Here is a 25,639-nt window from a genome sequence, read left to right on the forward strand (position 1 = left end):
TAAAGGTTATTATTAAAAACACGTTTTAACTGTATATTAATTATGGTAAGATAAAAATGAATGTAGTGGAATGAGGTGAAATTCGATGCGTTATGCTTGGACAATTTTTTGGACATTCTTATTAGTGCATATGACTGTATATGTTGTTTCTTCCATGATCGGAGTTTCATACGATGCTGCGCAGGGAACGATTTTAGGATTAGCTGCTGCTATCCTGATTTGCATCATCCCTGCTATCATGCCTGCTGGGCCAGCTAAAGACTCTCATCAACATTAAGAAGCAAAAGAGGACATCCTTTATAGGATGTCCTTTTTGTTATACCGTACTTCGCTTACGGGTAAACTACATTTCAACGTTTTTATATGAGAACCAATTCATCATGATCATAATCAATCGTTATTCCTTCTTTAATCTCAACAGTCCCGGCAATGATTTTACGGGCGATTTTCGTTTCCAGATGCTTTTGGATGAATCGCTTCAGCGGTCTTGCCCCATATACCGGATCATATCCTTGTTCCGCAATGAATTCCTTAGCCGCTTCAGTAACATTCAGGTCTATATTTTGTTCAGTTAACCTTACTTGTAATTGATGAACCATTTTATCTACGATTTCCACGATTTCTTGTTTCGTCAGAGGTTTGAATAAAACAATGTCATCAACGCGATTCAAAAATTCCGGACGGAAATGCCCTCTTAACTCTTTAAAGACCTGATCTTTTATTTCTTCTTCAATGCCGCCATCCACCCGGTTGGACTGCAATAAGAAATGGGATCCGATATTGGAAGTCATGATGATAACCGTATTTTTACAGTTGATTGTTCTTCCTTGGGAGTCTGTTATCCTTCCATCATCCAGCATTTGCAGCAAAATATTGAAGACTTCCGGATGCGCCTTTTCAATCTCATCCAATAATATGACTGAATATGGGTTTCTCCTAACAGCCTCCGTAAGTTGGCCGCCTTCCTCAAATCCAACATATCCAGGAGGTGCACCAACAAGGCGGGACACGGAATGTTTCTCCATATATTCCGACATATCGATTCGAATCATATGTTCCTCACTATCGAATAACGTTTCTGCCAAAGCTTTTACCAATTCGGTTTTACCTACACCCGTTGGCCCAAGAAAAATGAATGAGCCGATTGGTCTGTTTGGATCTTTAATTCCAGCCCTTGCTCTTAAAACAGCATCGGATACGAGTTCCACCGCTTCTCCTTGACCTATTACGCGTTCATGAAGGATATCAGATAGGCGAAGCAGCTTCTCCCTTTCACTTTCCACCAGCTTGCTAATCGGAATCCCCGTCCACCTTGCAACAATCGAGGCAATTTCCTCCTCCGTCACTTCCTGGCGAAGCAATCGTGATTCCTGTTTTTCCTTTTCCAATTCGTCTTCCATTGCGTCCAATTCTTTTTGAAGCTGCGGAATCCTTCCATGCCGAAGTTCAGCTGCCCGGTTAAGGTCATAGTCATTCTCTGCTTGTTCCAGTTCATGACGCAATTTCTCAAGCTCTTCACGTTGATCCTGCACCTTTTGAAGCACTGATTTCTCCATTTGCCACTTCGATTTCATGCTATTCGCTTGATCCTGAAGTTCTGATAGTTCTTTTTGAAGCACTTCCAGTCTCGCCCTGCTTTGAGGGTCCTCCTCATTCTTCAAGGCGGCCTCTTCAATTTCAAGTTGCATGACTTTTCTCGTGATTTCATCCAACTCGGATGGCATTGAGTCGATTTCCATTCGGATCATCGCACATGCTTCATCCACAAGATCTATTGCTTTATCCGGTAAAAATCGCTCCGTTATATATCGGTTCGAAAGGACAGAGGCCGCAACGATCGCCCGATCGTGTATCCTGACGCCATGGTGAATTTCAAACCGTTCCTTTAATCCCCGCAAAATTGAAATCGTATCTTCAACATCCGGTTCGGGAACCAGAACCTGTTGGAAACGGCGTTCTAGAGCCGGATCCTTTTCAATATATTGCCGATATTCATCAAGGGTCGTTGCACCGATACAATGCAGCTCACCGCGTGCAAGCATCGGCTTTAACATATTTCCGGCATCAAGGGCGCCATCCGTTCTTCCTGCACCGACAATTGTGTGCAATTCATCAATGAATAATAGAATTTTACCGTCACTCTTCTTGATCTCATTCAAGACCGCTTTTAGGCGTTCCTCAAATTCACCGCGGAATTTGGCGCCAGCGACAAGCGCACTCATATCCAGTGAAAAAACGGTCTTGTCCTTTAATCCCTCAGGCACATCCTTCCTGACGATCCTTTGTGCCAGCCCCTCGACGATGGCTGTTTTACCTACTCCGGGTTCTCCTATTAATACAGGATTATTTTTCGTTTTACGTGAAAGGATCCTGATGACGTTACGGATTTCCGTATCACGGCCGATTACGGGGTCGACATTCCCCGATTTAACCTCAGCAACGAGATCTCTCCCGTATTTTTTCAGTACTTCATAAGTGCTTTCAGGATTTTGACTAGTCACTCGCTGATTCCCCCTTATATCGTTTATTACCTGTTTTGCTTTATCATAATCAATTCCATATGATGAAAAAAGCCTGTTCACATTCGTTTTATTGTCCTGCAGCGACGCAAGGAGTATATGTTCGACAGATAAGTATTCATCCTCCCACATCTGCATTTCCTTTTCGGCAGCCGTCAACATTTGCTGCAGGGAGGATGACATGTAAACCTGGGAAACACTCCCGCTCACTTCCGGTAATCGATCCAGTTCCTTATTTAGCTCTATATCAAATAGATTCATCGGTTTACCAGATTCCGATAAAATCCTGATTAATAAACTTTCATCCTGTTCCATTAATGTTTTTAATAAATGAAGCTCCGTCAGCTCGGGATTCCCTCTATCTTTGGCTAGCTCCTGGCCGCCGATGAACGCCTGTTGGGTTCTCTCCGTCATTTTATTAATATCCATCTTAAAACCTCCCATTCATCTATATCATGAACGAATTCCCACTCGGTTTGACCAAATTTGACCTTTATATTTTCATTATACTTCTAATTTTCCCCATGTAAAGAAAAGTTACTAAAAATGCAGGAGTATGGAAGATAAACGGAAAAAGCCTTTCTTCATATAGAAGAAAGGCTTTTTCCGTTTGTACAATTTGGTTGATTTCCTATCCAGGCACTCGCTTTCCGCGGGCGGTCCGGGAGCCCCCTCGGCGCCTTTACGCCTGCGGGGTCTCGTACACCCGCTCCAATCATCTTTGTTTTAACTTTTAGATGCATGGATGAAACAAAACGGATTATGCTTTCACGGCCGTTTTATTATAACCATGAAATTCATCGATGAATTGGAAATCCTTATCCGTCCGACCTGCAAGGATCGTATCTCGGAGCAGAATGCCTGCATCGGTCGTGTTGTGGATGATTTCCCCCCACATTCTTGCGCTCGATTGAACATTAGCCGTGCGCGGTATGCGTTCCTCTTGATATTCCAAAAATGCCTGTTCAATGTCATTCCCATGCTTATGAAGCATATCCGACAAATAAGCTGCATCTTCTAAAGCCTGGCAAGCTCCTTGTGCCAAGTATTGAAGCATCGGATGTGCCGCATCTCCCATAAGCGTAATTCTTCCTTTTGTCCAATTATCAATTGGTAAACGGTCATACATTGGCCAACGGCGTTGCCTTTGAATGAATGAAATCGCATTCTGAACAAGCTCACAAGTTCCGGCAAACACACGGTCCATTTCTTCCGGGGTTCCCCATTGATCTGTTTTTTCGTTTTCTTCCGTATATTGAGAACTTTTGAAGACCACTACTTGGTTGTACAGTTCTCCCCTTCTAACCGGATATTGAACAAGATGAAGGTCTGGGCCAATCCACATATAAACATCATCTAAATCTCCATGGCTCGTAACCTCTTCCATCGGGATCGCTCCCCTGTATGCAACATATTGTGAGCAGACCGGCTGATCTTCCACAAAAAGTTTCCGTGCCTTGGACCATAATCCATCGGCTCCAATGACAGCAGTTCCTGAATGTTGGGACCCGTTGGCAGAAGTAACCGTCACTTCACCTTCATTTTCTACTGTCTCAATAATGGTTTGATTCGTAACCAGTTCGATATACGGGTTCTTTTCACATGCTTCAGCCAGTACTTTATGCAAATCGGACCGATGCAAAACAACATATGGAGCTCCATATCTTTCTTTATAAACATCACCTAAATCCAAAGCGGAAAGTTCTTTTCCGGAAAATGCATCCATCAGCACCAACCTTTTTGGAAATACTGCAATTTCATTGATTTTATCCATGACGCCTAAACGCTGCAAGACGTTGGTGGCATTTGCTGCGAGCTGAATGCCTGCACCGATTTCGCCAAACTCGGGAGCTTGTTCAAGGACTTTTACATACTGTTTTGTTTCTGCGATTCCTAAAGCAGTTGCCAATCCGCCAATTCCCCCACCGATAACGATGAATGGTTTATTTTCTGTGTACATCATAAATTCCCCCTATATTAGTTGCTATTAGCCAATGTTGCGGACCACACACAGTAAGCGTTTTCATTCGACTGGCATTCCATATATTCATCAGGACCTAAGCTGAAGATTCCAAACAGATTATTTTCAAACCAAAACAGGCTTGAATTCACTTTCAACCTTTTGGTAACCATCGTTTGCGTCTAATGCCTGTTGCTGCTCCAAATCGAATCTCTCCATTATTGGTAGGTCGTTTACCGAGAATAAGTAAGAATCCGCTTCTGCAACGTGCTCATGCCATGCCCAATTTGGAACGACGAAATAATCTCCCTTGGACCAGTCAAAGCGCACTCCATTAATGACCGTATAGCCTGATCCTTGGTGCACTTGATATATTGTGGAATGGGTATGGCGATGTGCTTTCGTATGGAAACCTTTCGGAAGCTTCTGCATCCATGCCCCCATCGTCGGATTGGCCGTTTGGCCATTTGATGGATTGATATATTCAACGGCGAAACCATCATATGGGTCCGGTTCGAAATTCATTAATCCTTCTATCGCTGCTTTGGTCCCTTTCCACTTGTAGTTGGCAAGCGGTGCCACTTGTGAATAACGGTCGGATACTGGACGAACCATTCCGCCTTGATAACGGAGCTCTGAAAAATTATCGGGCCGTTTAGGCGTTTCAATCCGATCAGGATATGGTTCAAAGAAAGTGCCGCCTATGGAGTAGATGGTTGGGATATCAAGGGCATCCATCCAAATCATCGGTTTATCGCCAACATGTCCATGACCATGCCATAGGTTTTTAGGCGTGATCAAGAAATCTCCTTCTTCCATGAAGATCCTTTCTCCCTGCACGATGGAGTAGGCACCTTCACCATTCGTGATGAAACGAAGTGCACTTTGGGAGTGACGGTGGGAAGGGGCCACTTCACCTGGCAGCAATAGCTGGACCGCTGCATATAGCGTTTGTGTTGTCGAAGCCCATCCCCAAGGCTGACGATAAGTGAGTCCAGGATTCTGAAAATAAATGGCCCTGCGCTCCCCACCTCGGTCAGGTGTGAATATTTCAGCTGCTTCCATCAATTTTTTTGTCAAAAGCTCTTCTTTCCATAAATAAGCATGCGCATGAGGTTTAGGTTCATGGTCCATCAGAGCGGGAATGGCTTCCCACAGCGGCCCAAGGTTATACTGCTGAATATCCTTTGTAAAATCTTTTACGATTGTACTATTCATGTATTCCGATTTTTCAGCCATATTAATCCCTACTTTCTTTTTTATCTTGCCTCACTGGATTTTAGAAAGATTTCGCTTTATTTGATCATAGTGTCCTGAAACATGCTCATCGATGAAGTGATCGACAATATAAGAAACTGGTTTGTTTCCGAATTTAGCGAAATTCCGGTGTGGCGATTCTTTGGATAGTGTTTCTTCATCTAAATTCCCGAGACTGCTCTCCACTTTATATTTAAGCTCCTCCACTTGCTTCATGACATCTTCGACAGCAAGTTTGTCTGTATCGGTGACTGCTGCCAAACGGGCTGGATCTTGCAATCCACGCCCCCATTCGGCTCCTGGCATCGCTATTACAGTTTCCACTTCACCTAACCAATAAGGAATGGCTTCAGCTAAATGGGAAAGTATCTGCATGATTGACCATTCATCCTCTGCTGGTTTAAATCGAATCGTTTCTTCCGGTAGGTTTGCCGCTGTCTCAAGAATGTGGTCGATTGATTGTTGAACCGATTGGATTGATGTCCCGATTTCCTGATAAGCCATTTTATTTTCCCTCCCCGACACGTCGCACACGGTTTTCAAGATAACCTATTTTGTCTATTTCGATTTTGACAACGTCACCATCTTTTAAGAACACTTGTGGATCACGTGCTACTCCTACCCCACCCGGTGTTCCTGTGAGGACGATGTCACCTGGTTCAAGAGTCATTAAGTTCGATAAGAATTCAACTAGATACTTCACATCGAATACGAAGTTGGATGTATTCGTTTTTTGGCGTTCTTCACCATTTACCGTTAATCGGACATTTAAGCCAGATGGATCGGAAAGTTCATCGGAAGTGACTAACCAAGGCCCCATCGGAGCGCTTCCTTCAACCGTTTTCCCTTGTAGCCACTCAAGTGTGCGCCGCTGGATATCACGGTAAGTGACATCATTCGCAATTGTATAACCAGCTACATAATCAAGAGCATCTTCTTTAGAAACATTACGTGCCCTTTGTCCGACTACAAAAGCGAATTCCGCTTCATAATCCAGTTGTTCAGAGATTGGGAAAAACGGTATATCATCCTGGGGACCGATTACTGTATTGGCGAACTTTGCGAATACCACAGGGAATGGCGGCAGTTCACGCCCCATTTCAGCAATGTGCTCACGGTAGTTATGTCCGACACAAATAATTTTGCTTGGCTTTTGGACAGGGGCCTCAAGCTTTATATTTTCAATTTCATGTACCAATTTATGTCTGAAGGAATCACGATTGTTAATAGCGTAGTCCGCAGCCTTTCGCGCTATGGAAAGGCTTTCATTCCCTCCCTGTAAAAACTCCTCCATTGTTGCAGGGACATACGCGTCAGCAATTTGTTCACTGCGAAGTTTCCCTTCGCTTTCAAGAAGCGCTTGATAGGCATAGTTCAAGTCAACTACTACATTATTCGGGTAAATTGCACCAATACGTTTAAAGCCTTGACTGCTGAAAGTTACTAATTTCATATTTCATTCTCCTTTATTTATCTGGATTTTTTTAATACCTCTTTTTGATGCCACCATCCTGATTCAGCTGGATTCGCTTCACATACCAGTATTTGAATGACTGTACATCTTCTTAATTTCACTTATAGATAACACTGTTCACTATTTATATAAATGATAACTCAATTTTCGGAATATTGTCAAGAAAGTATTGCAAATTTTTGTATAAATGTTATCATCTACACCATTATCAGCACTTCGGAATCAATAAAAACTGCGCTAAAGTTATTTTTTTAATAGAAAAGGATATTGATAGATTCAAGCAGCCGGCGGTTTTTCTGCTAATTTTCATTTAAATTTTACAGATTCTGATATACTAGACCTAAATTAAAACAGATTAGGGAGATTGATTTATGGAAATCGTAAAATCCGGTTCGACGATTCAATCATTACAAATAGGGATGAGCATCATAGATTTACTTGCTTCCCAAAGAACTCCTTTAAGATTCTCTGATATACAGGAATTAACGGAAATAACGAAAAGTAACCTCTATAAGTATTTGAATACTTTGACTCAACTGGAGCTACTATATCGCGATAAGACAACCGGTATGTATCATCTTGGGAGCAAATTGATTCAATACGGAATGGCAGCGATAGGAAATGAGGATGTAACGAGCAGAATAACTCCTTATTTACAGGAAATCAGTCACCATACTTCTTGCACGGTCCTTTTTTCCGTTTGGACATACGACGGACCAATAACTGCAAAAATATGGAATTCCAACCAAAACTTAAACATCGGGGCACAGTTAGGTACGCGACTCCCGCCATCATCCTCTTCCGGAAAGGTATTCACTGTATTTCAGGATCCTTCATTGACAGCGGAATGGATTGAAAAAGATCGTAATGTTACAGGCTCGTTCCTTAAAGAAACAAATGAATATGATGAAATTCGGAAATACAAAATAGCTTTTGCCAAAGAGCCACTTGTACCATCCGTTTCATCCATGTCCATTCCGGTTTTTAATTATAATTCGGAATTATTGGGGGCGATCACTGCCGTTGGGTTCACCGAGAGCATTCCTGATCATTATGAAGATCCTTTAAGCCATTATTTAAGGAAGTGCTGTTTGGAAATCTCGAATATATTCGGTTATTCCGCTGAATAGAAAAAAGCAGGAAGAAGGATTGCGATCATTCCTTTTTCCTGCTTTTAGATGTTTCATGGCTTCCGCTTATATGTCCATATCCGGTTATGATTGGATGTTTCAGGAAAAGAATCCCCTGCATCAAGCTTTACCATTTTCGGATTCACTACCGTACTGCCCGTTTCACCGATTTCTACGTAGGTCCCATTATTCGGAGCCTTCTGACCTGGCTTAAATTGACGATTTTGCCCCATAGATCTCACCCCTTTACATGCTTTCCCTGTTATTATTACCAGGTTCCTTCCTTTCATGTCAGAAAAATTAGGAAAGCGGCTTGAATCAAAAAAGCGTCCGCTCAGAGAGCAGACGCCTTTTTTTGGTTAAGACATTAAGTCCACTAGGACCGCCTTTTGGGCATGGAGACGATTTCCGGCTTGGTGAAAAACGACGGAATTAGGTCCATCGATGACTTCAGCCGTAACCTCTTCCTCCCGATGTGCAGGCAGGCAATGCATGAATAAGTAATCATCTTTAGCAAGTTTAACTAGCTCACCATTTATTTGATAATCTTTAAAAGCTTCCAAGCGAATACCATTCTCTATTTCCTGCCCCATGGAGGTCCAAACATCGGAATAGACGATATCTGCATCTTTTATTGCTTCCGAAGCTGAGGTTGTCACCAAAATTTCACTGCCAGTCTCTTCTGCCACTTTTTTAGCATATGCGACGACCTTTTCATCAGGTTTGTAGGCGTCAGGACATCCAATGGAAAAATCCATTCCCATTTTTGCACAGCCTACCATTAATGAATTGGCGACATTATTGCCATCACCGATATAACTCATCTTCAAGCCTTTTAGCTGCCCTTTTATCTCGATGATCGTCAAGAAGTCAGCAAGCACCTGACAAGGATGGGCAAGATCTGTTAACCCATTGATGACTGGGATAGAAGCATTTTCTGACAATTCCAGGATTTTCTCATGCTCAAAGGTACGAATCATGATGCCATCAATATATTCAGAAAGGACTTTTGCAGTATCGGAAATAGTTTCACCACGTCCAATTTGCAAGTCATTGCCACTCAGGAACAAAGCATGTCCGCCAAGCTGCATCATGCCCACTTCAAAAGAAACACGGGTACGGGTAGACGATTTTTCAAAGATCATCCCCAGCGTTTTGCCTTTTAAAGGCGTATATTCTTCACCAGCTTGCAATTTGCCTTTAATGGTCTGCGCCAGTTTTAACAAATCTGCAATTGCCGTTGGTGTAGACTCCTTCATGGTCAAAAAATCTTTTCCATTTAAAATCTTCGCTTGTGTCGGTGCCGTCATTGAACTCATACGTGTGACACTCCTTTCGAATATGGTACAAGCCATTCCTGAAGTGAGTTCACCCCTGGATCAGCATTTTCTACCGATTGTAGATAGGCCTTGAACGTCTCTTCTTCCGTAAATGCAAGCAGTCGGTATTTCGCTGCAAGTAACCTTAGCTTCTTATCTTCCTCTGTCGTTCCATATGCCAAAACTACCGCCGCATTTCCTTCATTTAACCATTTATCAAAATCCGAATTCCCCAATATCAAACCTGCTTCTTTGATTTGGTCTAACAAATCTTCACTTAATTGGACAGATTCTGATTGATAAACACCAGTAGTATGTTTAGCTTTTTGAGCATGGAATACTTTTGTCAAAGCTTCATTTACCGTTTCCCCGATGGCGATCCCTTCACCCGTTGATTTCATTTCCGGACCTACTTTCGAATCAAGTCCGCTTAGTGCAAATGTAGAGAATACGGGATATTTGACGACTGCATATGGAATTTCATCCATTAAGCCCGTTTTTTCGAACGCGTTCGACAATGAATATTTCCCAAGCAATATTTTTGTCGCTATTTGCACCAAGGAAACATCGGTCACTTTACTGATGATTGGAATTGTCCGACTTGCACGAGGATTCACTTCCAATACATAAACACTATTTCCCTCAATCACGAATTGGATGTTCATAAGTCCTTTATAACCAAGTTCACTAACTAGTTTTTTAGCATAAAGGGTCATTTTATCTTTGATATCATCCGTTAAGGATTGAGCTGGCAATAATGCCATGCTATCCCCTGAATGGACGCCTGCTTTCTCTATATGTTCGGCAATGATGGGAATGTATACATCATTTCCATCCGCAATCAAATCGATTTCGGCTTCCTTTCCTGGAATATAGGAATCGATCAACACTGGATAGACAAGTGCCGTTCCATTTGCCATTCTATTCAACAAGCTTTCCTTGGAGCGGATGATTTCCATTCCCTGGCCGCCAATTACATAGGATGGGCGTAAAAGCACCGGAAAGCCGATTGCCTCTGCACTTGCAATTAATTGTTCATCACCATTAGCCATAGAACCCGGTACATGCGGGATATCCAGTTTTTGAAGAAGCTGATAAAAACGATCACGATCTTCTAATTGATCAAGTGTATCGAAGGAAGTCCCCAACAAATTGACACCGTATTCTTCCAGGCCTTTTGCCAGGTTTATCGCAGTCTGCCCACCAAATTGGACGATAACATCTTTAATATCTTCCGCTTCTATTACATTAAGGACATATTCAAGAGTCAACGGTTCGAAATAAAGGCGATCTGCCGTCGCAAAATCCGTGCTTACCGTTTCCGGATTATTATTGATCATGATCGTTTCAACATTTTCATCCTGGAGTGCATATACACCGTGAACCGAACAGTAATCAAATTCTATTCCCTGCCCGATGCGGATCGGACCGCTGCCAATCATCAAGACTTTCTTTTTATCAGTTTTTTTCTGTTCGTTCTCACCAAAATATGTTGAATAGTGATAGTTCGTATGTGATTCGAACTCGGCTGCACATGTATCAACCGTTTTGTAGACAGCCGTAAGGCCCAGTGATTTGCGGTGTGCTCTCACTTCCATCTCACTTACTTTCCATACGGAAGCAAGATAGCGGTCGGAAAAGCCCTTTTCCTTGTATGTCTGCAGTTCATCCTTTGTTACCTGATCGATTGCCTTAGATTCAATCTCAAATTCATAATGGATCAATGACGCAAAGGATTTAAGGAAGAAATAATCTATGGCTGTCGCTTCATGGATTTCTTCAATCGTCACGCCTTTTCTAAGCATTTCAAAAATGACAAATATTCGTTCATCGGATTTTTCGGCAAGCTTTTCCCAAAGTTCAGGAACCGATTTATTTTTCAGCGATGATAGCTGCAGCCCAATCGTTTTCAATTCCAAAGAATCGACGGCCTTTTGGACTCCCCCTTCAAAGCTGCGGTGTAAAGCCATCACTTCACCAGTCGCCTTCATCTGTGTTCCCAATTTGCGGTTGGCGGTCGTGAATTTATCGAATGGCCACCTCGGAAACTTCACCGCTACGTAGTCAAGAGCAGGTTCGAAGCTTGAGTATGTGCTTTTCGTTACTGGATTGATGAGTTCCGATAAATCGTAGCCGACAGCGAGCTTTGCGGCAATGCGTGCTATCGGATAGCCTGTTGCTTTGGAAGCCAGTGCCGATGAACGGCTGACGCGCGGGTTTACTTCTATTAAATAATATTGCTTGCTATTCGGATCAAGGGCAAATTGAATGTTACAGCCGCCTATGATACCTAAAGCAGAAATGATTTTAATGGATGCGGCACGCAGCATCTGAAACTCATCGTCCGATAAAGTCTGTGATGGTGCCACGACGATCGAATCACCTGTATGGATCCCTACCGGATCGATATTTTCCATATTACAGATGGTAATGCACGTATTGTTTCCGTCTCGCATAACCTCATATTCGACTTCCTTATAACCAGCTATGCTTCTTTCAATCAAGCATTGTGTAATCGGGCTTTCTTGAAGTCCGCCCCGTACAAGTTCCTTAAAGATGTCCAGTGAATCGGCAATACCACCGCCAGTTCCGCCGAGTGTATAAGCGGGACGAACGATGATGGGGAAACCGATTTTGTCGGCAAAAGCCAGCGCTTCTTCAAGTGTATGGACAATCGTACTGTCGGGAACGGGTTCACCTATTTCAAACATCAACTCACGGAACAGTTCACGATCCTCCCCTTTTTTGATGGAATCGATCGGGGTTCCCAATAATTTGACATTATATTTTTCAAGTACTCCAGCATCATCCAATTGATAAGCAAGATTCAATCCTGTTTGACCGCCTAATGTAGCGAGCAGGCCATCCGGCTTTTCTTTGGAAATGATCTTTTCCAGTACATCAACTGTTAAAGGTTCGAAATAGACAGCATCCGCATTCATATCATCAGTCATGATCGTTGCTGGATTGTTGTTGACCAGTATGACTTTATATCCTTCTTCCTTTAAAGCAAGGCAGGCCTGTGTACCTGCATAATCGAATTCGGCGGCCTGCCCGATGACAATCGGCCCCGAACCAATCACTAAAATGGTCTGTATCGTGTCGTCCTTAGGCATAAGCTTTTTCTCTCCCGCTATAATCATTTATCATTTGTAAAAAGTCGTTGAATAGTAATGAACTCTCGATAGGTCCTGGATTAGCCTCTGGGTGGTACTGGGTAGTGAAGATTGGCAAGTCTTCATGCATGAGCCCCTCAACCGTGTTATCATTCACGTTTCTGAACCTCACCTGCAGTGATGTTCCTTGCAGGCTCGGTTCATCAACCTCATAACTATGATTCTGCGAACTCATATACACCTTTTTCGTTTTCAAATCGACCACGGGCTGATTCGCACCGCGATGTCCAAACAGCATTTTTTTTGTATTTCCGCCTAAGGCAAGGGCCGTTAATTGATGACCGAGGCAGATGCCCATCGTTGGAAAATTCGTAATGATCTTTTTAATGTTTCCTAAGAGGTATTCAAGCTGTTTTGGATCCCCAGGCCCATTTGAAAGCAAAATGCCATCTGGCTTCAAGTCCTTGATTTGCTCGAATTCCGTATCGAATGGTACGACAGAGACTCGGCAGCCTTGCTCGACCAATGAATCCAATATGGATTTTTTATAACCGAAATCCATCATCACAACGTGCTTGTCGCCTTCCCCAAAGCTCTCGATAACCTTTGTGGATACCTCAGCTACATGGGCTGATAAACCAATCAGGCCGGGTGCGACAGTATATTTTTCTTCTGCTGTGATGACTGCCTGCATGGAACCTTCCTGTCTTATATTCTTAACGACCGCTCTTGTGTCAACATGGCTTAAAAGAGGGATGTTCCACTTGTCTAAATATTCACCAAGTGAATATTCAGCCTGATAATGGGAATGGCTCATATTCCCTTCATATACAATCACACCGGCAACATGCGGCTTCTTACTTTCAAAATCATGTTCATTGATTCCGTAATTTCCGATTAGCGGGTATGTGAAGATGACAATCTGGTCCTTATATGAAGGATCTGTCAACACTTCTTGATATCCGGTCATTCCTGTGAAAAAGACAATCTCTCCAGTGATCGTTTTTTCAGTAGATTTAGTCAGCAGTTCCCCTTCAAAGACGGAACCATTCTCTAAATATAGATAGCTTTTCATGATCTTCACCTCTTTAGATGATGTATATTTATATATACAATAGCATAATTATTCATTTTGTTCTATAAAAATTCAATAAATTTAGACAGTTTGTTTTATTGCCAATACTTTTTTAATTTTATTTATCGCCCTATCGATCTCCGATTCGGTAACTGTCAGGGATGGGAGTAAACGAAGTACTTTAGGACCTGCACTCAATACAAGTAAGCCCTCTTCTTGCAGTTCCATTAAAAACACCTGAACATCTTGTTTACACTCAATCCCAACCATCATTCCCAGACCGCGAATCTCTTTCACTTCTTCCATGCCCTTCAATGCTTTTGCTAATTGGCTTTTAAGGTATTCAGCCTTTGAAACGGTTTCTTTTAAAAACCCTGAATGGAAAATTTCCTTTAACACAGCTTCAGCTGCTGAGACACTGACGGGATTACCTCCAAAAGTGGATCCATGACTTCCAGGGTTAAAAAACTCAGACAGCGCTTCCTTCCCAATCATCGCCCCGATTGGCAGGCCATTTCCCAGTCCTTTTGCAGAAGTGATGATGTCCGGTTGGATATTGAAATGCTGGAATGCGAATGGCTTCCCAGTACGCCCTATCCCCGTCTGAATTTCATCTATGATGATGAGAACTCCGTGTTCTTGGCATTTAGTTTGAATCGCGTCCAGATATGATTGCTGTACAACATGTATGCCGCCTTCTCCCTGAACGATTTCAATCATTACAGCTGCCGTATTTTCATCAATGGCTGCTGTCATCGCTTCATTATCATTAAATGGAACATATTCGAACGAAGCTAGCATCGGTCCGAAACCAGTCTTGATTTTTTCCTGCCCCGTTGCAGCCATCGTTGCAAACGTACGGCCATGGAAAGACTGCTGACATGTGACAATTTTGCTTTTCCCGGTAGCTTTACGTGCTAGTTTGATAGCTGCCTCATTCGCCTCGGCACCGCTGTTGGCAAAGAATACCTGACTTAAACCAGAGGCATCAGCCAGCATTTTTGCTGTCCGTTCCTGTATGGAACTTTGAAACATATTCGATACATGCCAATATTTATCAAGCTGTTCCGTGACGGCCGTTTTTACCTTCTCATGACAATGTCCAAGATTCACTACCCCGATTCCGGATGTGAAATCCAAATACTCTTTACCTGTTACACTCGTAATCTTCAATCCTGACGCTTTTCTTGGCTCAATGTTCCACCTTGCATATGTTGGAAATAAAGAACTCATTGTAATACCCCTTCCTCCTGAAGAAATTTCGTACCGATGAATTGACCGCCTTGATAAAAATGATCTTTCCCACTAACGATCATCACTTCTTCAATCCCTTTATTCAGCACCGACAACGCTGTATTGACCTTCGGGATCATTCCCCCATGGATACTTCCATCCATGATCATATTCTTCGTTTCCGTTTCATTCAATTTCTCGATGATCTGCCCGTTCTTCAAGACCCCTTTAACATCGGTTACAAATAAACACATATCGGCCGATAGTGCCTTCGCTACAGATCCTGCAGCCATATCGGCATTCACATTTAATTTAGTGCCATCTTCGGTAGTTGAAATGGGCGTCAATACCGGACAATAACCTTTTTCGAATAAAAGCCCGAATAATTCCGTATTGACTTGTTGTATTTCACCAACAGCTCCAAGTTTCTTTTCATCGATATAATCACCTGTGAGAATTCCGCCGTCTGAGCCATTTAACCCGACTGCCTTGATGCCATGAGCCTCCAATTTATGAACGAGGCTTCGGTTTGATTTGCCTGCCAGCATAAGTTCCACAATTTCCAACACTTCAGTGGTCGTTTTTCTTAACCCATCTTCAAATACAGGTTCAATTTCAAATTTTTCAAGCATTGAATTTATATCAGGGCCGCCTCCATGCACAAAGACGATATGGTAGCCGCGGTTTTGTAACTCTTTAACACTATTGAAAAACGACTCCGATAACTCGTTAATGATGCTGCCGCCGCACTTAATGACTAATATGTCCATACTTTTCACCTCTTACGAACGATAGCTTCCGTTTATTTTCACATAATCATAGGTTAAATCGCAGCCCCATGCCGTGCCTGATTCATTACCATCTTTCAAATAAACATGAATGATGATACTTTCATTTTCCAAGTATGCTTTGGCATCTTCCTCAGAAAACATTATTGGCTCACCATCTTTAAGTACGACAATGTCACCAAAAACGATCGTTGTTTGATCGGGATTGAATACCACTCCGCTTCTTCCCATCGCAGCAATGATTCGTCCCCAGTTTGCATCCGCTCCAAAAGCTGCCGTTTTCACTAGATTTGACCCAACGATCGTCTTCGCCATCATCTGTGAATCTTGCTTCGTATTCATGCCATGAACATTCACTTCTATCAGTTTTGTGGCACCTTCTCCGTCTTTCGCAATTTGTTTTGCGAGATTTTCCGAAGTTTGCTTTAATAATTCCAGGAAGATGGACCATTCCGGATGGTCAGGTGTCAAAGGTTCATTGTTCGCTTCTCCGTTCGCGAGCACCAACACCATGTCGTTCGTTGAACAGTCGCCATCAACCGTGATTTGATTGAATGTATCATTGGTAATCGAGGATAGTGCCTGCTGTAAATCAGCCGGTTCAATTACAGCATCCGTCGTAATGAAGCCGAGCATTGTGGCCATGTTTGGATGAATCATTCCCGAGCCCTTTGCAGCACCGCCCATTTTCACGGTTTTGCCGTCAATGATTGTTTCATAACCACAGCTCTTCGTTACGATATCCGTTGTTAAAATGGCTGTACCAAAAGCTTCAGCAGCTTCAGTTGTATTTTCTGGCTGCAATGACGCTATGCCTTTCCTTACCTTTTCCATTTCCATGAATTCCCCTATGACTCCTGTTGAAGCCACTGCAAATGAATGGTCCTCCAAACCGAACTTTTGAGCCGCAAGCTTCCTCATTTCCTTTGCATCTTTTAAACCCTGTTCACCTGTACAAGCATTCGCACAAGCACTATTCACTACAATGCCGTGTAGTTTCCCAGTAACGGCAATGCTGTCTTTCGTTACATTGATTGGAGCTGCTTGAACTATATTTTGTGTATAAACGGCAGCGGCTGATGCTGGGACATCGGTAAAAATGATGCCAACGTCCTTTTTAGAATAGCGTAATCCTGCATGGACACCTGACGCTTTGAACCCTTGGGGCATTAAAATGTTTCCTTCTTGAATATGTTTGATTTCTTCAACTTGCTGTAGTGTATTCATTGTTTCCCTCCAAAGTTTACGGATATATCGGACTGTTCCATAGTCCTGCCGTTTCTTCTAATCCCATTAAAATATTTGCATTTTGAATGGCCTGCCCTGCAGCACCCTTCACTAAATTATCAATTACCGAAACCACCGTTACCTTACCTGTCCTTTCATCATAATCGACGCCAATATCGCAAAAGTTCGATCCATATACCTGTTTCGTGGATGGAAAGCGATCAAGGGGCTGTACCCGGACAAATGGGTGGTTCTCGTATACGGTTTCGTATAAATCCTTTAATTCAACATTTGAGGTTTCCCGATTTACCTTAATATACATCGTTGCCATAATCCCTCTCGTCATTGGAACAAGATGTGTATTAAAGGTAATAGGTTGTATACCTGTTGACCATCGCCCAAGCTGTTGTTCGATTTCAGGTATGTGTTGATGTTGATTTACCTTATATATTTTAAAGTTCTCATTCATTTCACTATAATGGGTAACTGCCGAAGGTGATTTACCCGCCCCTGAAACCCCGGATTTTGCATCGATGATCACATCGGCAGCTGCTCCCGCCAATCCTTCAGTGAATAAAGGGGCAAGACCTAATAGTGAAGCGGTTGGGTAGCACCCAGGATTTGCAATAATCGTCGCTTTTTTGATTGCTTCGGCATTCCATTCAGCCAACCCGTATACGGCCTCTTCAATAATATGCTGAGGCGCGGCCGGCTTTTTATACCATTGCTCGTATTCACCTGGAGTTTGAAGCCTGAGGTCTCCTGATAGGTCGATCACTTTAATGTCAAGGTCAGAAAATTCCGAAATCAATTGCGAGGAAACACCGGAAGGAGTTGCAAGAAATACAATATCGGATTTTTTTGCAATCGCTTCCGGATCAATTTTTTCTAATGTATCTTTCATATGCATTAAATGTGCATTATCTTCATATAAACTTCGACCAAATTGGGATGAAGTATGCAATGATTTTATTTTAAATTGCGGGTGATTATTCAAAAATCTTATTAGTTCCATTCCTCCATAACCCGTTGCACCTACTATTGATACGTTCATAAAACCATCTCCTATAATTTCAGGTCCCTGTCATTCTTTGATTCTATTATTATATGACTGAATAAAAATAAAATCAAATGTATTTTTATAAAATTTAAAACATAAATTTTACATGAAAAATTATCCAACAAAAATCCTAGAATTATCCAAACTTGTTGACTACTAGGGTTTTTTCCGTTTAAATCAAAGGTAGTAATTGAGTAATGACGCTATCTGAAAGGTGGTCATATGCATGAATGAATTATCGTTATCTAATCGGATGCATGCAATTTTAGATAATAAACAACAAGTTAAACATATGGAAAAAGGGCGCTACCTTTTTCAGGAGAGCACCCCAGCAAGTGATTTGTATTACATTATTAAAGGGAAAGTGGAAGTGAGCAAGGTTGTTCCCGACGGTCGGGAATTGACTATACGCATTAGTTCGGAGAATGATTTGGTTGGGGAAACCGTCTTATTTTCTCAAAATCCTAAATATATGATGAATGCAAAAATGATGGAAGATGGAACTGTTGCGGTTATCTCCAAAGAAGCATTAGAAGATAAAATCGCCTCCGATAGCCATCTTGCAGTCGAGATGATGACATGGTTATCCGCTCAAAACCGTAAAAACCAGGCTAAATTCCGCGATATGCTCCTGCACGGTAAGAAAGGTGCATTTTACTCCACCCTCATCCGTTTATCAAATAGCTATGGCACTGAAGCAGAAGACGGTAAAGTTATCAACCTTCCCTTTACAAACCAAGAACTCGCCAATTTTTGCGGCACATCCCGCGAGGTGGTGAATCGAATGCTTGCTCAATTAAGGAAAAACAATGTCATCTCCATTAAAAAGGGACGCATTACGATTCTTGACTTTGACTATTTGAAACAGGAAATCGACTGTGAAAACTGTCCAATAGAAATCTGTACCATCGATTGAATCCTTCCCATAAAAAAGCAGCAATACATAATGCCTTACTGTTCTTAAAATGATTGGAGTTTATTTCACGCTAAATCCATCCCTAGGACCATTGAATTATTTTCATTGCCTTGTGTCCTATATAAAAATGCATAAAAAAAGTATAAAATGACTGACATCAGTTCCTGACAACTATTCAAAAAAAGGGATGGCATAACTGCCATCCCTTTTTTCACTCATTCGGACGGATTACCCGCCAATGAATGACATTTCGATTTTTTCCTGTTTCTTCACCGTTCCCGCTGCCCGCTCATCCGAATAGCGGTCGTCCCTACGGTTCCAAAGTGAAATGATGAACCCGGTCAATTCTTCATCTGTCATGTCGGAACGGAGCAATGACTTCAAGTCATTTCCCTTTCCATTAAACAGGCATGTATATAAACTTCCATTAGCAGAAAGGCGTGCACGTGTACAACTTGAACAAAAAGACTCGGATACCGAGGTTATGAAGCCCACTTCTGCATTAGTGCCTTTATAACGGTAGCGTTTTGCCACCTCTCCAAAATAATCTTCTTCAACCGGTTCAAGATCGAATTCGGTTTGGAGCATCGCAAGCAGTTCTTTTTTCGTAATGACATTCTTCAACTGCCAGCCATTTGTATGTCCGACATCCATGAATTCTATATAGCGTAATCGAATGCCCTCATCTTTACAAAATCGGGCCATCGGCAGGATTTGAGATTCATTGGTTTCTTTTTTCACAACCATATTCACTTTTACGCCAAGCCCTGCTTCCTTGGCAGCAGCGATGCCTTCAATAACTGGCTTTATGCCGATATCCCTGCCGTTCATCTTCTTGAAAAGGTCGTCATCGAGGCTGTCCAAGCTGATATTCACCCTTTGCAAACCAGCTTCCCTCAAATTCACGGCATGTTTTTTCAAGAAGACCCCATTCGTGGTCAGTCCAATATCTTCAATACCTTCAATTTTAACGAGATTTGAAATCAGAGTGGTAAGATCTCTCCGTAGTAATGGTTCCCCGCCAGTCAACCTTAGTTTTTTTACCCCTAAGCGTGCGAATATTTTAGAAAGCCTTACAATTTCCTCATAAGATAATAGCTCACTTTTAGGCAGGAACTGAAAATTATCGTGAAAAATTTCAGCAGGCATGCAATACTGGCAGCGAAAGTTACAGCGATCTATGACTGAAATCCTTAAATCCCTTAGTGGCCTGTCCAATGAATCTTTAATTTGACTGTTCAATTAACCACTCCTAGCCGAAAGTATTAGAAAAAACCAGACCATAAAAAGTGGCTCCTTGAATGGATTCACTTTTTTTGACTGGCTTTTTATTTCTATTACAGAGTTATCATTTGATACCTAATGCAATTTTAGCATATCTGGACATTTTGTCTTTCGTCCATGGCGGACTCCAGACAATCTTCACATCCGTTTCTTTGACCTCGGGGATATCTTCCAGAACCAATTTAACTTGATCTACGATTGTCCCAGCCATCGGACAGCCCATTGCTGTCAATGTCATCGTCACCGTAGTCAGACCTTCCTCATCCATATCCACATCATATACCAAGCCTAAATTAACGATATCTATACCAAGCTCAGGGTCAATGACCTGCTCCAAAGCTCCCAAAATAATGTCTTTTGTATCTTGATCCACTTCGATCACTCCTTTTATGGATAATCTCTTCGTTTTAGATTATCGGTTTCATCATTATGTCCGTATAAGCATCATAACAGATTTTGTGTAAGTACTTAAGCATTTTGCACAGCTGACAGTAAATGTTTCGCGAACCAGTCTGCTGTCTTTAGCACTCCTTCTCTACTGACCTTATGTCCAGCCTTGGGGTCAAGGATAAAATCAATATTTTCATCTGCCTCATCATACCCTGCTTTGACCCCTTCATAAAAACGGTATGCATGTTGATAAGGCACAACCGGATCTTTGGCACCATGCCAAAAAAGAAGCGGACGGTTGCAAAGCTTATCCTGATTAAGACTCAAATCAAATGGCTTGAGCTGTTCAATCACCTTGGCAACTTCCTCATCAGTAGCTGGGAAATTAACTTTCCTTTTCTTAATCTCCTCCATTTGGAGCTCTGCATACGCGACATATGATGGGTTACCCATTAAACTGACTCCGGCGGAAATCCATTCATAAGCAGCCAGGGCCCCATTAGTCACTATTCCCCCCATGGAGGTACCCGCTACGCCAATTCTGTCGGGATCAATTAATTTTCGGGATAATAAATCATCCTTCAGCAAAGATAAATCCTGGATTGTCTGTAAAACCATTTCCCAAAAACGGGGCATCATTTGAGAATCACTTAAACCGGCTTCCCTTTCCCCATGATGAATCACATCGGGTAGAAGCACACGAAACCCCTTTTCAGCCAATAAATAAGCATAGTGTAGATTGTGCTCTTTTGCACTTTGAAAACCATGTATAAAAATAATAAGCGGCAATTCCTGTTTGAAAGTGGTTTCTTCACCTAGGTGCAAGACAGGAATATTTCCAATTAGTTCTTTTTCAATTATTATCAAGTTAACCCCTCCGAATAATTTGTTCCGGTCTTTCCAATACCATTATCAAAATGGCATTGGCATTCATCATTTCATTCCTTTAAACCTGAGCTTCGCTTTAATTATCTTAATCCTGGATATAGTAATATCATACAGGAATGCATAAAGAATGAAAAAGATTTACATTTACTTTAAAATAGGCTTAACAATATTCACATATAATGAAATCAAAAAGAACAGAAGGTGTGTACATGGCTGAGAAACATTTGATCGTATTGGATCTTGATGGTACTTTACTTACAGATAACAAAACAATTTCTTCAAGGACTAAAAAAACACTCCTGAAATTAAAAGAAGATGGACACGAAGTTATGATCGCCACCGGGCGTCCCTTTCGCTCAAGTGAACTTTATTACCGGGAATTGGGGTTGAATACACCAATCGTTAATTTCAATGGTGCTTTCGTCCATCACCCATTACATACAAGCTGGGGGGTATACCACTCTCCACTGGATATAAATGTTGCGAAAGAGATTGTCGAAGCATGTGATCAGTTTAAATATCACAACATCATCGCAGAAGTCCGGGATGAAGTTTATGTCCATTATCATGATGAAAAATTGATGAACATGTTCAATGTAGGAAATCCGACCATGAAGACAGGTGACTTGCGCAATTACCTTCAGGATTCCCCAACTTCGATGCTAATTCACACAGATAGTGAATTCGTAGGACAGATTCGCCAGCATTTATCCGATGTTCATGCAGAATTGGTCGATCATCGCCGCTGGGCAGAGCCTTTTCATATCATCGAAATAATAAAAAGCGGGTTAAGTAAAGCCGTAGGGCTTAAACGGGTATCCAACTATCTGGAAATTCCTCAAAATAGGATAATCGCCTTCGGTGATGAAGATAATGATTTGGAAATGCTTGAATACGCGGGAACCGGGGTGGCCATGGGAAATGCGATCTCACCAGTAAAAACGGTAGCAAATACGACTACATTGACGAATGAAGAAGATGGTATAGCCGTCTTCCTCGAAGAAAAATTCAATATAAAAGCCTAATACGTCATTTTTTACCTTCATAATATCGACCTTTCAAGCCAAACTAATATGGACAACAGATCCATTCCGTTGTCGAAACGCTCAGAATCGGAGGAGATAAGAATGGGTAAAAGCAGTAAATCTAAACGATTTGTACAGCAGGGCAAAGAAAGTGTTGCCAAGCATGCCGAAAAAATCCCTTATCACACTACGTTTGAAGAAGCAGAAAAAGACAGGTTAAGGATTATGTCTGAACAAAGCTATGGTGGCTTCTAATGGGAAACAAATTATTTCAAAAGGCAAGGGAATTTGTTGAAGAAGCTCTCCACTCTGAGCATGACGGTGACCAGCAAAAGACAGAGGAAATCGCTAAAAACGCTCTTTCATCAGCCTTTGCCAATACGAACGAGGCCGAAAAAGAACAACTGCGAGAACTTCAGGAAGAGCTGGAAAACCACTCTAAATAACGTGAAAGCCTCCAGGATTCCTGGAGGCTTTCGATTGTTTCAATTGTTATTTCGTGCCTTACCGCCTTTTTCACCGATCTCTTTATAAAAGTCTTTACCATGGGAATCAGCAGTGGCTTCCCCACCCTTTTGTCCAATTTCTTGATAGAATTCCTTATCATGATTATCCGATGTGGCTTCTCCGCCCTTTTGCCCAATTTCCCGGTAAAAATCCTTGTCGTGATTTTTAGATGAGGCTTCCCCGCCTTTACGGCCTGCTTCCTGTCTGCTCATTTTTTCGTCGTTGGCCATTTTCATCACTCCTTCTAAGATTTTAAATTGGCGCTACAATATAAGAATTAGCCGTTTTGTACAGGCAATAAACTTATTACGCCCAAATACTCCCTTTTGTAATAGAAGTGTAATGGCCTAGATTTTTTGTTAATATCATTCCCTGCGGAAAGTTCCAACAATGCCTGACGTTTCTATGATGTTTGTGAAAGCGTGTGGATCCACTTCCTTGATGATCCGTTCAAGGTCATACAGTTCATACCTTGTAATGACAATCAATAACATTTCCTTAGTTTCGTTAGTGAACGCACCTTTTGCGGGAACCCTTGTAATTCCGCGAACTAATTTAGCGTGGATTGCCTGTTTAAGCTCTTCGCTTTTCTTTGTAATGATCATGGCCGTAAGCTTTTCATGACGCGTATGTATCGCGTCCACGACACGTGTCGATGTATAAAGGGTAACAAGTGTATACAAAGCTTTTTCCGGTCCATAAACAGCACCTGCCGTTACAATGATCACGCCATTCAGCAGAAATAAATAAGTACCTACAGGTTTATCTTTCTTACGTGAAAGAAGCATGGCGATAATATCCATTCCTCCAGTCGATGCACCGTATTTCAATGTGATCCCCACACCTACTGCAGCAATGACTCCGCCAAATACCGCATTCAATAATATGTCAGGTGACCAGCGTGTAATCGGAATGATTTCCATAAAGAAGGACATCAAGGCAACACTGAGGAAACTATAAAAAGTGAAAGACTTTCCAACCTTTCGCCAAGCAATGATCGTTACTGGAATGTTCAATAAAAGCAATAGAATACCTGTCGATACATTAAAAGGAGCAAAAGAACCAATCATCCTTGATAGAAGCTGGGCCACTCCCGTAAAGCCGCTTGCATATACGTTTGCCGGTATTAGAAAAAAGTTCATTGCGATGGCATTAAGCAATGCTCCGACCACAACTATGATAATTTTCTTCATTTCACCACTAAACATCCTAAAAACCTCCATTTCACCCTTATTCTATTATCTTTTTACCCTTAATTATTTATTCTATTTACGTAGAGATTGAATTTTCACCGTTACGTGCTACACTAAAAAGTAGAGTGACCACTCATTTTTCTAAAAATTGTAAAAAGAAAGCAGGTGTATTATGGCTATCACAATTCTTGCAGATAGTGCATGTGATTTGCCGTTGTCTTTCTATAAGGAAAACAATGTTTCATTAATCCCTTTACAAGTCCATCTTGAAGGGGAAAATTATGAAGATTTACTTACTATTAATTCTCACGAAGTCTATCAGGCGATGCTTGAAGGAAAAGCCCCGAAAACATCGCAAGCTTCCCCAGAATACTTTATAGAACTTTTCACACAGTTTGCCAAGGAGAAAAAACAAGGGATATATATAGCCTTTTCTTCTGAGTTATCAGGAACATATCAAACGGCAGTGATGATTCTTAATCAGGTGAAGGAAGAGTACCCTGAACTTGACATTGAAATCGTCAATACGAAATGTGCTTCAATGGGCGTCGGTTTAATTGTAAAGAAAGCGGCCAATCTGGCAGCAAACGGTGCCACTAAAGAAGAAATCCTGGCTGCCATCGAATTCCAAACGCGGCATATGGAGCATCTATTCACTGTAGATAATCTAGAATATCTGGCCCGTGGCGGCCGCATCTCCAAGACATCTGCCCTTGTTGGCGGTTTATTAAACATTAAACCGTTATTGCATGTTGAAGATGGGAAGCTTGTTCCGCTCGAAAAGATACGCGGCAAAAAGAAATTGATTAAACGTGTAATCGAATTAATGCACGAAAGAGGCAAAAATTTAACAACCCAAACGATTGCCATCAGTCATGGCGATGATGAAGAAACGGCACTGGAATGGAAGGAAGCCATCCAAAATGAATTTGGGACAACCGACTTCATGATCCATACAATTGGCTCCGTCATCGGTGCACATGCCGGTCCTGGCACAATTGCCCTCTTCTTCTTAAACGATACCCCTGAGAAATCATAAACATACATACTCCCTTCCATAATTGTGAACAATATATATTGATCAGATAATGGAAGGGAGTTTTCACTATGTCCAAAACAACCGATGACAATAAAAGGCCCAAAGATAACCAAGCAAGAAATGCTGAAAAAAATATCGCTTATCAGGAAAACCTTACTGCAGGTAAGCACTCCTATTCGAAGAAAACGGACCATAAATGAAGCGCGGGGCTAGTCCCCTCGCTTTTTTAATATCGTTTA

At 41.8% G+C, this 25,639-nt stretch carries 25 protein-coding genes and 1 pseudogene; 8 read left to right on the forward strand and 18 right to left on the reverse strand.

Annotation, left to right across the window (positions count from 1 at the left end; genetic code table 11):
* The first annotated feature begins 85 nt into the window (after nucleotides 1-85).
* Entirely contained in the window at nucleotides 86-277 is a 192-nt protein-coding gene (locus ACWF5P_RS06450; RefSeq protein ID WP_048686917.1) for a YjzD family protein, read from the forward strand.
* An 82-nt stretch (nucleotides 278-359) separates the two neighbouring features.
* On the opposite strand, the gene clpB is transcribed toward ACWF5P_RS06450, so the two are convergent.
* From clpB to ACWF5P_RS06475, 5 genes are all read right to left on the reverse strand, one after another.
* Nucleotides 360-2,948, reverse strand: coding sequence for an ATP-dependent chaperone ClpB (gene clpB, locus ACWF5P_RS06455; protein WP_452444723.1), 2,589 nt, complete (start codon nucleotides 2,946-2,948; stop codon nucleotides 360-362).
* Between the two features lie 331 nt (nucleotides 2,949-3,279).
* Nucleotides 3,280-4,479, reverse strand: a complete 1,200-nt coding sequence (locus ACWF5P_RS06460; RefSeq protein WP_101224121.1) for an FAD-dependent monooxygenase — start codon at nucleotides 4,477-4,479, stop codon at nucleotides 3,280-3,282.
* A gap of 126 nt (nucleotides 4,480-4,605) precedes the next feature.
* Entirely contained in the window at nucleotides 4,606-5,718 is a 1,113-nt protein-coding gene (locus ACWF5P_RS06465; protein ID WP_452444724.1) for a cupin domain-containing protein, read from the reverse strand.
* 30 nt (nucleotides 5,719-5,748) lie between these two features.
* A complete protein-coding gene (locus ACWF5P_RS06470) occupies nucleotides 5,749-6,240 on the reverse strand; it encodes a DinB family protein (RefSeq protein WP_101224123.1) in 492 nt (163 codons plus the stop codon).
* Nucleotide 6,241: 1 nt separating this feature from the next.
* A complete protein-coding gene (locus ACWF5P_RS06475) occupies nucleotides 6,242-7,189 on the reverse strand; it encodes a fumarylacetoacetate hydrolase family protein (RefSeq protein ID WP_101224124.1) in 948 nt (315 codons plus the stop codon).
* A 392-nt stretch (nucleotides 7,190-7,581) separates the two neighbouring features.
* On the opposite strand from ACWF5P_RS06475, the gene ACWF5P_RS06480 reads away from it, so the two are divergent.
* Nucleotides 7,582-8,340, forward strand: a complete 759-nt coding sequence (locus ACWF5P_RS06480; RefSeq protein ID WP_101224125.1) for an IclR family transcriptional regulator — start codon at nucleotides 7,582-7,584, stop codon at nucleotides 8,338-8,340.
* 53 nt (nucleotides 8,341-8,393) lie between these two features.
* Here ACWF5P_RS06480 and ACWF5P_RS06485 read toward each other — a convergent pair whose 3' ends face one another.
* The 8 genes from ACWF5P_RS06485 to argC form a co-directional block, all read right to left on the reverse strand.
* Nucleotides 8,394-8,573: a YjzC family protein gene (locus ACWF5P_RS06485; protein ID WP_034314546.1), complete on the reverse strand. Its 180-nt coding sequence runs from the start codon at nucleotides 8,571-8,573 to the stop codon at nucleotides 8,394-8,396.
* Nucleotides 8,574-8,699: 126 nt separating this feature from the next.
* Nucleotides 8,700-9,659, reverse strand: coding sequence for an ornithine carbamoyltransferase (gene argF / locus ACWF5P_RS06490; RefSeq protein WP_434168868.1), 960 nt, complete (start codon nucleotides 9,657-9,659; stop codon nucleotides 8,700-8,702).
* Nucleotides 9,656-12,775 (reverse strand): carbamoyl phosphate synthase large subunit, encoded by a 3,120-nt coding sequence (locus ACWF5P_RS06495; RefSeq protein ID WP_427573842.1) that lies wholly within the window; start codon nucleotides 12,773-12,775, stop codon nucleotides 9,656-9,658. Before ACWF5P_RS06495 ends, argF begins: the two co-directional genes overlap by 4 nt.
* The gene (locus ACWF5P_RS06500; RefSeq protein WP_101224127.1) at nucleotides 12,768-13,850 is read right to left on the reverse strand and encodes a carbamoyl phosphate synthase small subunit; all 1,083 of its coding nucleotides are present in this window, start codon (nucleotides 13,848-13,850) and stop codon (nucleotides 12,768-12,770) included. Before ACWF5P_RS06500 ends, ACWF5P_RS06495 begins: the two co-directional genes overlap by 8 nt.
* An 81-nt stretch (nucleotides 13,851-13,931) precedes the next feature.
* A complete protein-coding gene (locus ACWF5P_RS06505; protein ID WP_101224128.1) occupies nucleotides 13,932-15,083 on the reverse strand; it encodes an acetylornithine transaminase in 1,152 nt (383 codons plus the stop codon).
* A complete protein-coding gene (gene argB, locus ACWF5P_RS06510; protein ID WP_101224129.1) occupies nucleotides 15,080-15,853 on the reverse strand; it encodes an acetylglutamate kinase in 774 nt (257 codons plus the stop codon). Before argB ends, ACWF5P_RS06505 begins: the two co-directional genes overlap by 4 nt.
* 12 nt (nucleotides 15,854-15,865) lie before the next feature.
* Nucleotides 15,866-17,098, reverse strand: a complete 1,233-nt coding sequence (gene argJ, locus ACWF5P_RS06515; protein WP_452444725.1) for a bifunctional ornithine acetyltransferase/N-acetylglutamate synthase — start codon at nucleotides 17,096-17,098, stop codon at nucleotides 15,866-15,868.
* A gap of 16 nt (nucleotides 17,099-17,114) precedes the next feature.
* A complete protein-coding gene (gene argC, locus ACWF5P_RS06520; RefSeq protein ID WP_434168863.1) occupies nucleotides 17,115-18,152 on the reverse strand; it encodes an N-acetyl-gamma-glutamyl-phosphate reductase in 1,038 nt (345 codons plus the stop codon).
* A 232-nt stretch (nucleotides 18,153-18,384) separates the two neighbouring features.
* Between argC and ACWF5P_RS06525 the strand changes: the two genes are divergently transcribed.
* Nucleotides 18,385-19,074 (forward strand): Crp/Fnr family transcriptional regulator, encoded by a 690-nt coding sequence (locus ACWF5P_RS06525; protein WP_101224132.1) that lies wholly within the window; start codon nucleotides 18,385-18,387, stop codon nucleotides 19,072-19,074.
* 228 nt (nucleotides 19,075-19,302) lie between these two features.
* Here the strand turns inward: ACWF5P_RS06525 and moaA are convergent, their stop codons facing one another.
* The 3 genes from moaA to ACWF5P_RS06540 form a co-directional block, all read right to left on the reverse strand.
* Entirely contained in the window at nucleotides 19,303-20,316 is a 1,014-nt protein-coding gene (gene moaA / locus ACWF5P_RS06530; protein WP_452444726.1) for a GTP 3',8-cyclase MoaA, read from the reverse strand.
* Nucleotides 20,317-20,422: 106 nt separating this feature from the next.
* Complete coding sequence (locus ACWF5P_RS06535; protein WP_034314562.1) at nucleotides 20,423-20,731, reverse strand: metal-sulfur cluster assembly factor; 309 nt, start codon at nucleotides 20,729-20,731, stop codon at nucleotides 20,423-20,425.
* A 95-nt stretch (nucleotides 20,732-20,826) separates the two neighbouring features.
* Nucleotides 20,827-21,615, reverse strand: coding sequence for an alpha/beta fold hydrolase (locus tag ACWF5P_RS06540; RefSeq protein ID WP_452444727.1), 789 nt, complete (start codon nucleotides 21,613-21,615; stop codon nucleotides 20,827-20,829).
* 230 nt (nucleotides 21,616-21,845) lie between these two features.
* Here ACWF5P_RS06540 and ACWF5P_RS06545 point away from each other — a divergent pair, with 230 nt between their 5' ends.
* The 3 genes from ACWF5P_RS06545 to ACWF5P_RS06555 all read left to right on the forward strand — a co-directional run bounded on the left by ACWF5P_RS06545 (nucleotide 21,846) and on the right by ACWF5P_RS06555 (nucleotide 23,107).
* On the forward strand, nucleotides 21,846-22,661 hold the full coding sequence (locus ACWF5P_RS06545; protein ID WP_434168860.1) for a Cof-type HAD-IIB family hydrolase: 816 nt from the start codon (nucleotides 21,846-21,848) through the stop codon (nucleotides 22,659-22,661).
* Between the two features lie 102 nt (nucleotides 22,662-22,763).
* Complete coding sequence (locus tag ACWF5P_RS06550) at nucleotides 22,764-22,916, forward strand: hypothetical protein (protein ID WP_202190617.1); 153 nt, start codon at nucleotides 22,764-22,766, stop codon at nucleotides 22,914-22,916.
* Nucleotides 22,916-23,107, forward strand: coding sequence for a DUF3813 domain-containing protein (locus ACWF5P_RS06555; RefSeq protein WP_101224136.1), 192 nt, complete (start codon nucleotides 22,916-22,918; stop codon nucleotides 23,105-23,107). The genes ACWF5P_RS06550 and ACWF5P_RS06555 overlap by 1 nt, the downstream gene beginning before the upstream one ends.
* A 42-nt stretch (nucleotides 23,108-23,149) precedes the next feature.
* On the opposite strand, the pseudogene ACWF5P_RS06560 reads toward ACWF5P_RS06555, so the two are convergent.
* Both ACWF5P_RS06560 and ACWF5P_RS06565 read right to left on the reverse strand, forming a co-directional pair.
* Nucleotides 23,150-23,398: pseudogene (locus ACWF5P_RS06560) on the reverse strand (KGG domain-containing protein); the annotation flags it as partial.
* Between the two features lie 135 nt (nucleotides 23,399-23,533).
* Entirely contained in the window at nucleotides 23,534-24,376 is an 843-nt protein-coding gene (locus ACWF5P_RS06565; RefSeq protein ID WP_230177369.1) for a YitT family protein, read from the reverse strand.
* A gap of 157 nt (nucleotides 24,377-24,533) precedes the next feature.
* On the opposite strand from ACWF5P_RS06565, the gene ACWF5P_RS06570 reads away from it, so the two are divergent.
* Complete coding sequence (locus tag ACWF5P_RS06570; protein WP_452444728.1) at nucleotides 24,534-25,400, forward strand: DegV family protein; 867 nt, start codon at nucleotides 24,534-24,536, stop codon at nucleotides 25,398-25,400.
* A 68-nt stretch (nucleotides 25,401-25,468) separates the two neighbouring features.
* On the forward strand, nucleotides 25,469-25,600 hold the full coding sequence (locus ACWF5P_RS06575; protein WP_082196697.1) for a DUF3941 domain-containing protein: 132 nt from the start codon (nucleotides 25,469-25,471) through the stop codon (nucleotides 25,598-25,600).
* The last annotated feature ends 39 nt before the right edge of the window (nucleotides 25,601-25,639 follow it).

Source organism: Peribacillus sp. NPDC055009 (assembly GCF_053608705.1).

What these genes read in the sequence shown, in the direction of transcription:
- ACWF5P_RS06575 (WP_082196697.1), top strand. Translation starts at nt 25,469, where the DNA reads ATGTCCAAAACAACCGATGACAATAAAAGGCCCAAAGATAACCAAGCA.
- ACWF5P_RS06475 (WP_101224124.1), bottom strand. Translation starts at nt 7,189, where the DNA reads ATGAAATTAGTAACTTTCAGCAGTCAAGGCTTTAAACGTATTGGTGCA.
- ACWF5P_RS06565 (WP_230177369.1), bottom strand. Translation starts at nt 24,376, where the DNA reads ATGTTTAGTGGTGAAATGAAGAAAATTATCATAGTTGTGGTCGGAGCA.
- ACWF5P_RS06480 (WP_101224125.1), top strand. Translation starts at nt 7,582, where the DNA reads ATGGAAATCGTAAAATCCGGTTCGACGATTCAATCATTACAAATAGGG.
- argJ (WP_452444725.1), bottom strand. Translation starts at nt 17,098, where the DNA reads ATGAATACACTACAGCAAGTTGAAGAAATCAAACATATTCAAGAAGGA.
- ACWF5P_RS06505 (WP_101224128.1), bottom strand. Translation starts at nt 15,083, where the DNA reads ATGAGTTCTTTATTTCCAACATATGCAAGGTGGAACATTGAGCCAAGA.
- ACWF5P_RS06495 (WP_427573842.1), bottom strand. Translation starts at nt 12,775, where the DNA reads ATGCCTAAGGACGACACGATACAGACCATTTTAGTGATTGGTTCGGGG.
- ACWF5P_RS06500 (WP_101224127.1), bottom strand. Translation starts at nt 13,850, where the DNA reads ATGAAAAGCTATCTATATTTAGAGAATGGTTCCGTCTTTGAAGGGGAA.
- ACWF5P_RS06485 (WP_034314546.1), bottom strand. Translation starts at nt 8,573, where the DNA reads ATGGGGCAAAATCGTCAATTTAAGCCAGGTCAGAAGGCTCCGAATAAT.
- ACWF5P_RS06570 (WP_452444728.1), top strand. Translation starts at nt 24,534, where the DNA reads ATGGCTATCACAATTCTTGCAGATAGTGCATGTGATTTGCCGTTGTCT.
- ACWF5P_RS06545 (WP_434168860.1), top strand. Translation starts at nt 21,846, where the DNA reads ATGGCTGAGAAACATTTGATCGTATTGGATCTTGATGGTACTTTACTT.
- ACWF5P_RS06450 (WP_048686917.1), top strand. Translation starts at nt 86, where the DNA reads ATGCGTTATGCTTGGACAATTTTTTGGACATTCTTATTAGTGCATATG.
- argC (WP_434168863.1), bottom strand. Translation starts at nt 18,152, where the DNA reads ATGAACGTATCAATAGTAGGTGCAACGGGTTATGGAGGAATGGAACTA.
- ACWF5P_RS06470 (WP_101224123.1), bottom strand. Translation starts at nt 6,240, where the DNA reads ATGGCTTATCAGGAAATCGGGACATCAATCCAATCGGTTCAACAATCA.
- ACWF5P_RS06525 (WP_101224132.1), top strand. Translation starts at nt 18,385, where the DNA reads ATGAATGAATTATCGTTATCTAATCGGATGCATGCAATTTTAGATAAT.
- argB (WP_101224129.1), bottom strand. Translation starts at nt 15,853, where the DNA reads ATGGACATATTAGTCATTAAGTGCGGCGGCAGCATCATTAACGAGTTA.
- clpB (WP_452444723.1), bottom strand. Translation starts at nt 2,948, where the DNA reads ATGGATATTAATAAAATGACGGAGAGAACCCAACAGGCGTTCATCGGC.
- ACWF5P_RS06550 (WP_202190617.1), top strand. Translation starts at nt 22,764, where the DNA reads ATGGGTAAAAGCAGTAAATCTAAACGATTTGTACAGCAGGGCAAAGAA.
- ACWF5P_RS06555 (WP_101224136.1), top strand. Translation starts at nt 22,916, where the DNA reads ATGGGAAACAAATTATTTCAAAAGGCAAGGGAATTTGTTGAAGAAGCT.
- ACWF5P_RS06465 (WP_452444724.1), bottom strand. Translation starts at nt 5,718, where the DNA reads ATGGCTGAAAAATCGGAATACATGAATAGTACAATCGTAAAAGATTTT.
- ACWF5P_RS06460 (WP_101224121.1), bottom strand. Translation starts at nt 4,479, where the DNA reads ATGTACACAGAAAATAAACCATTCATCGTTATCGGTGGGGGAATTGGC.
- argF (WP_434168868.1), bottom strand. Translation starts at nt 9,659, where the DNA reads ATGAGTTCAATGACGGCACCGACACAAGCGAAGATTTTAAATGGAAAA.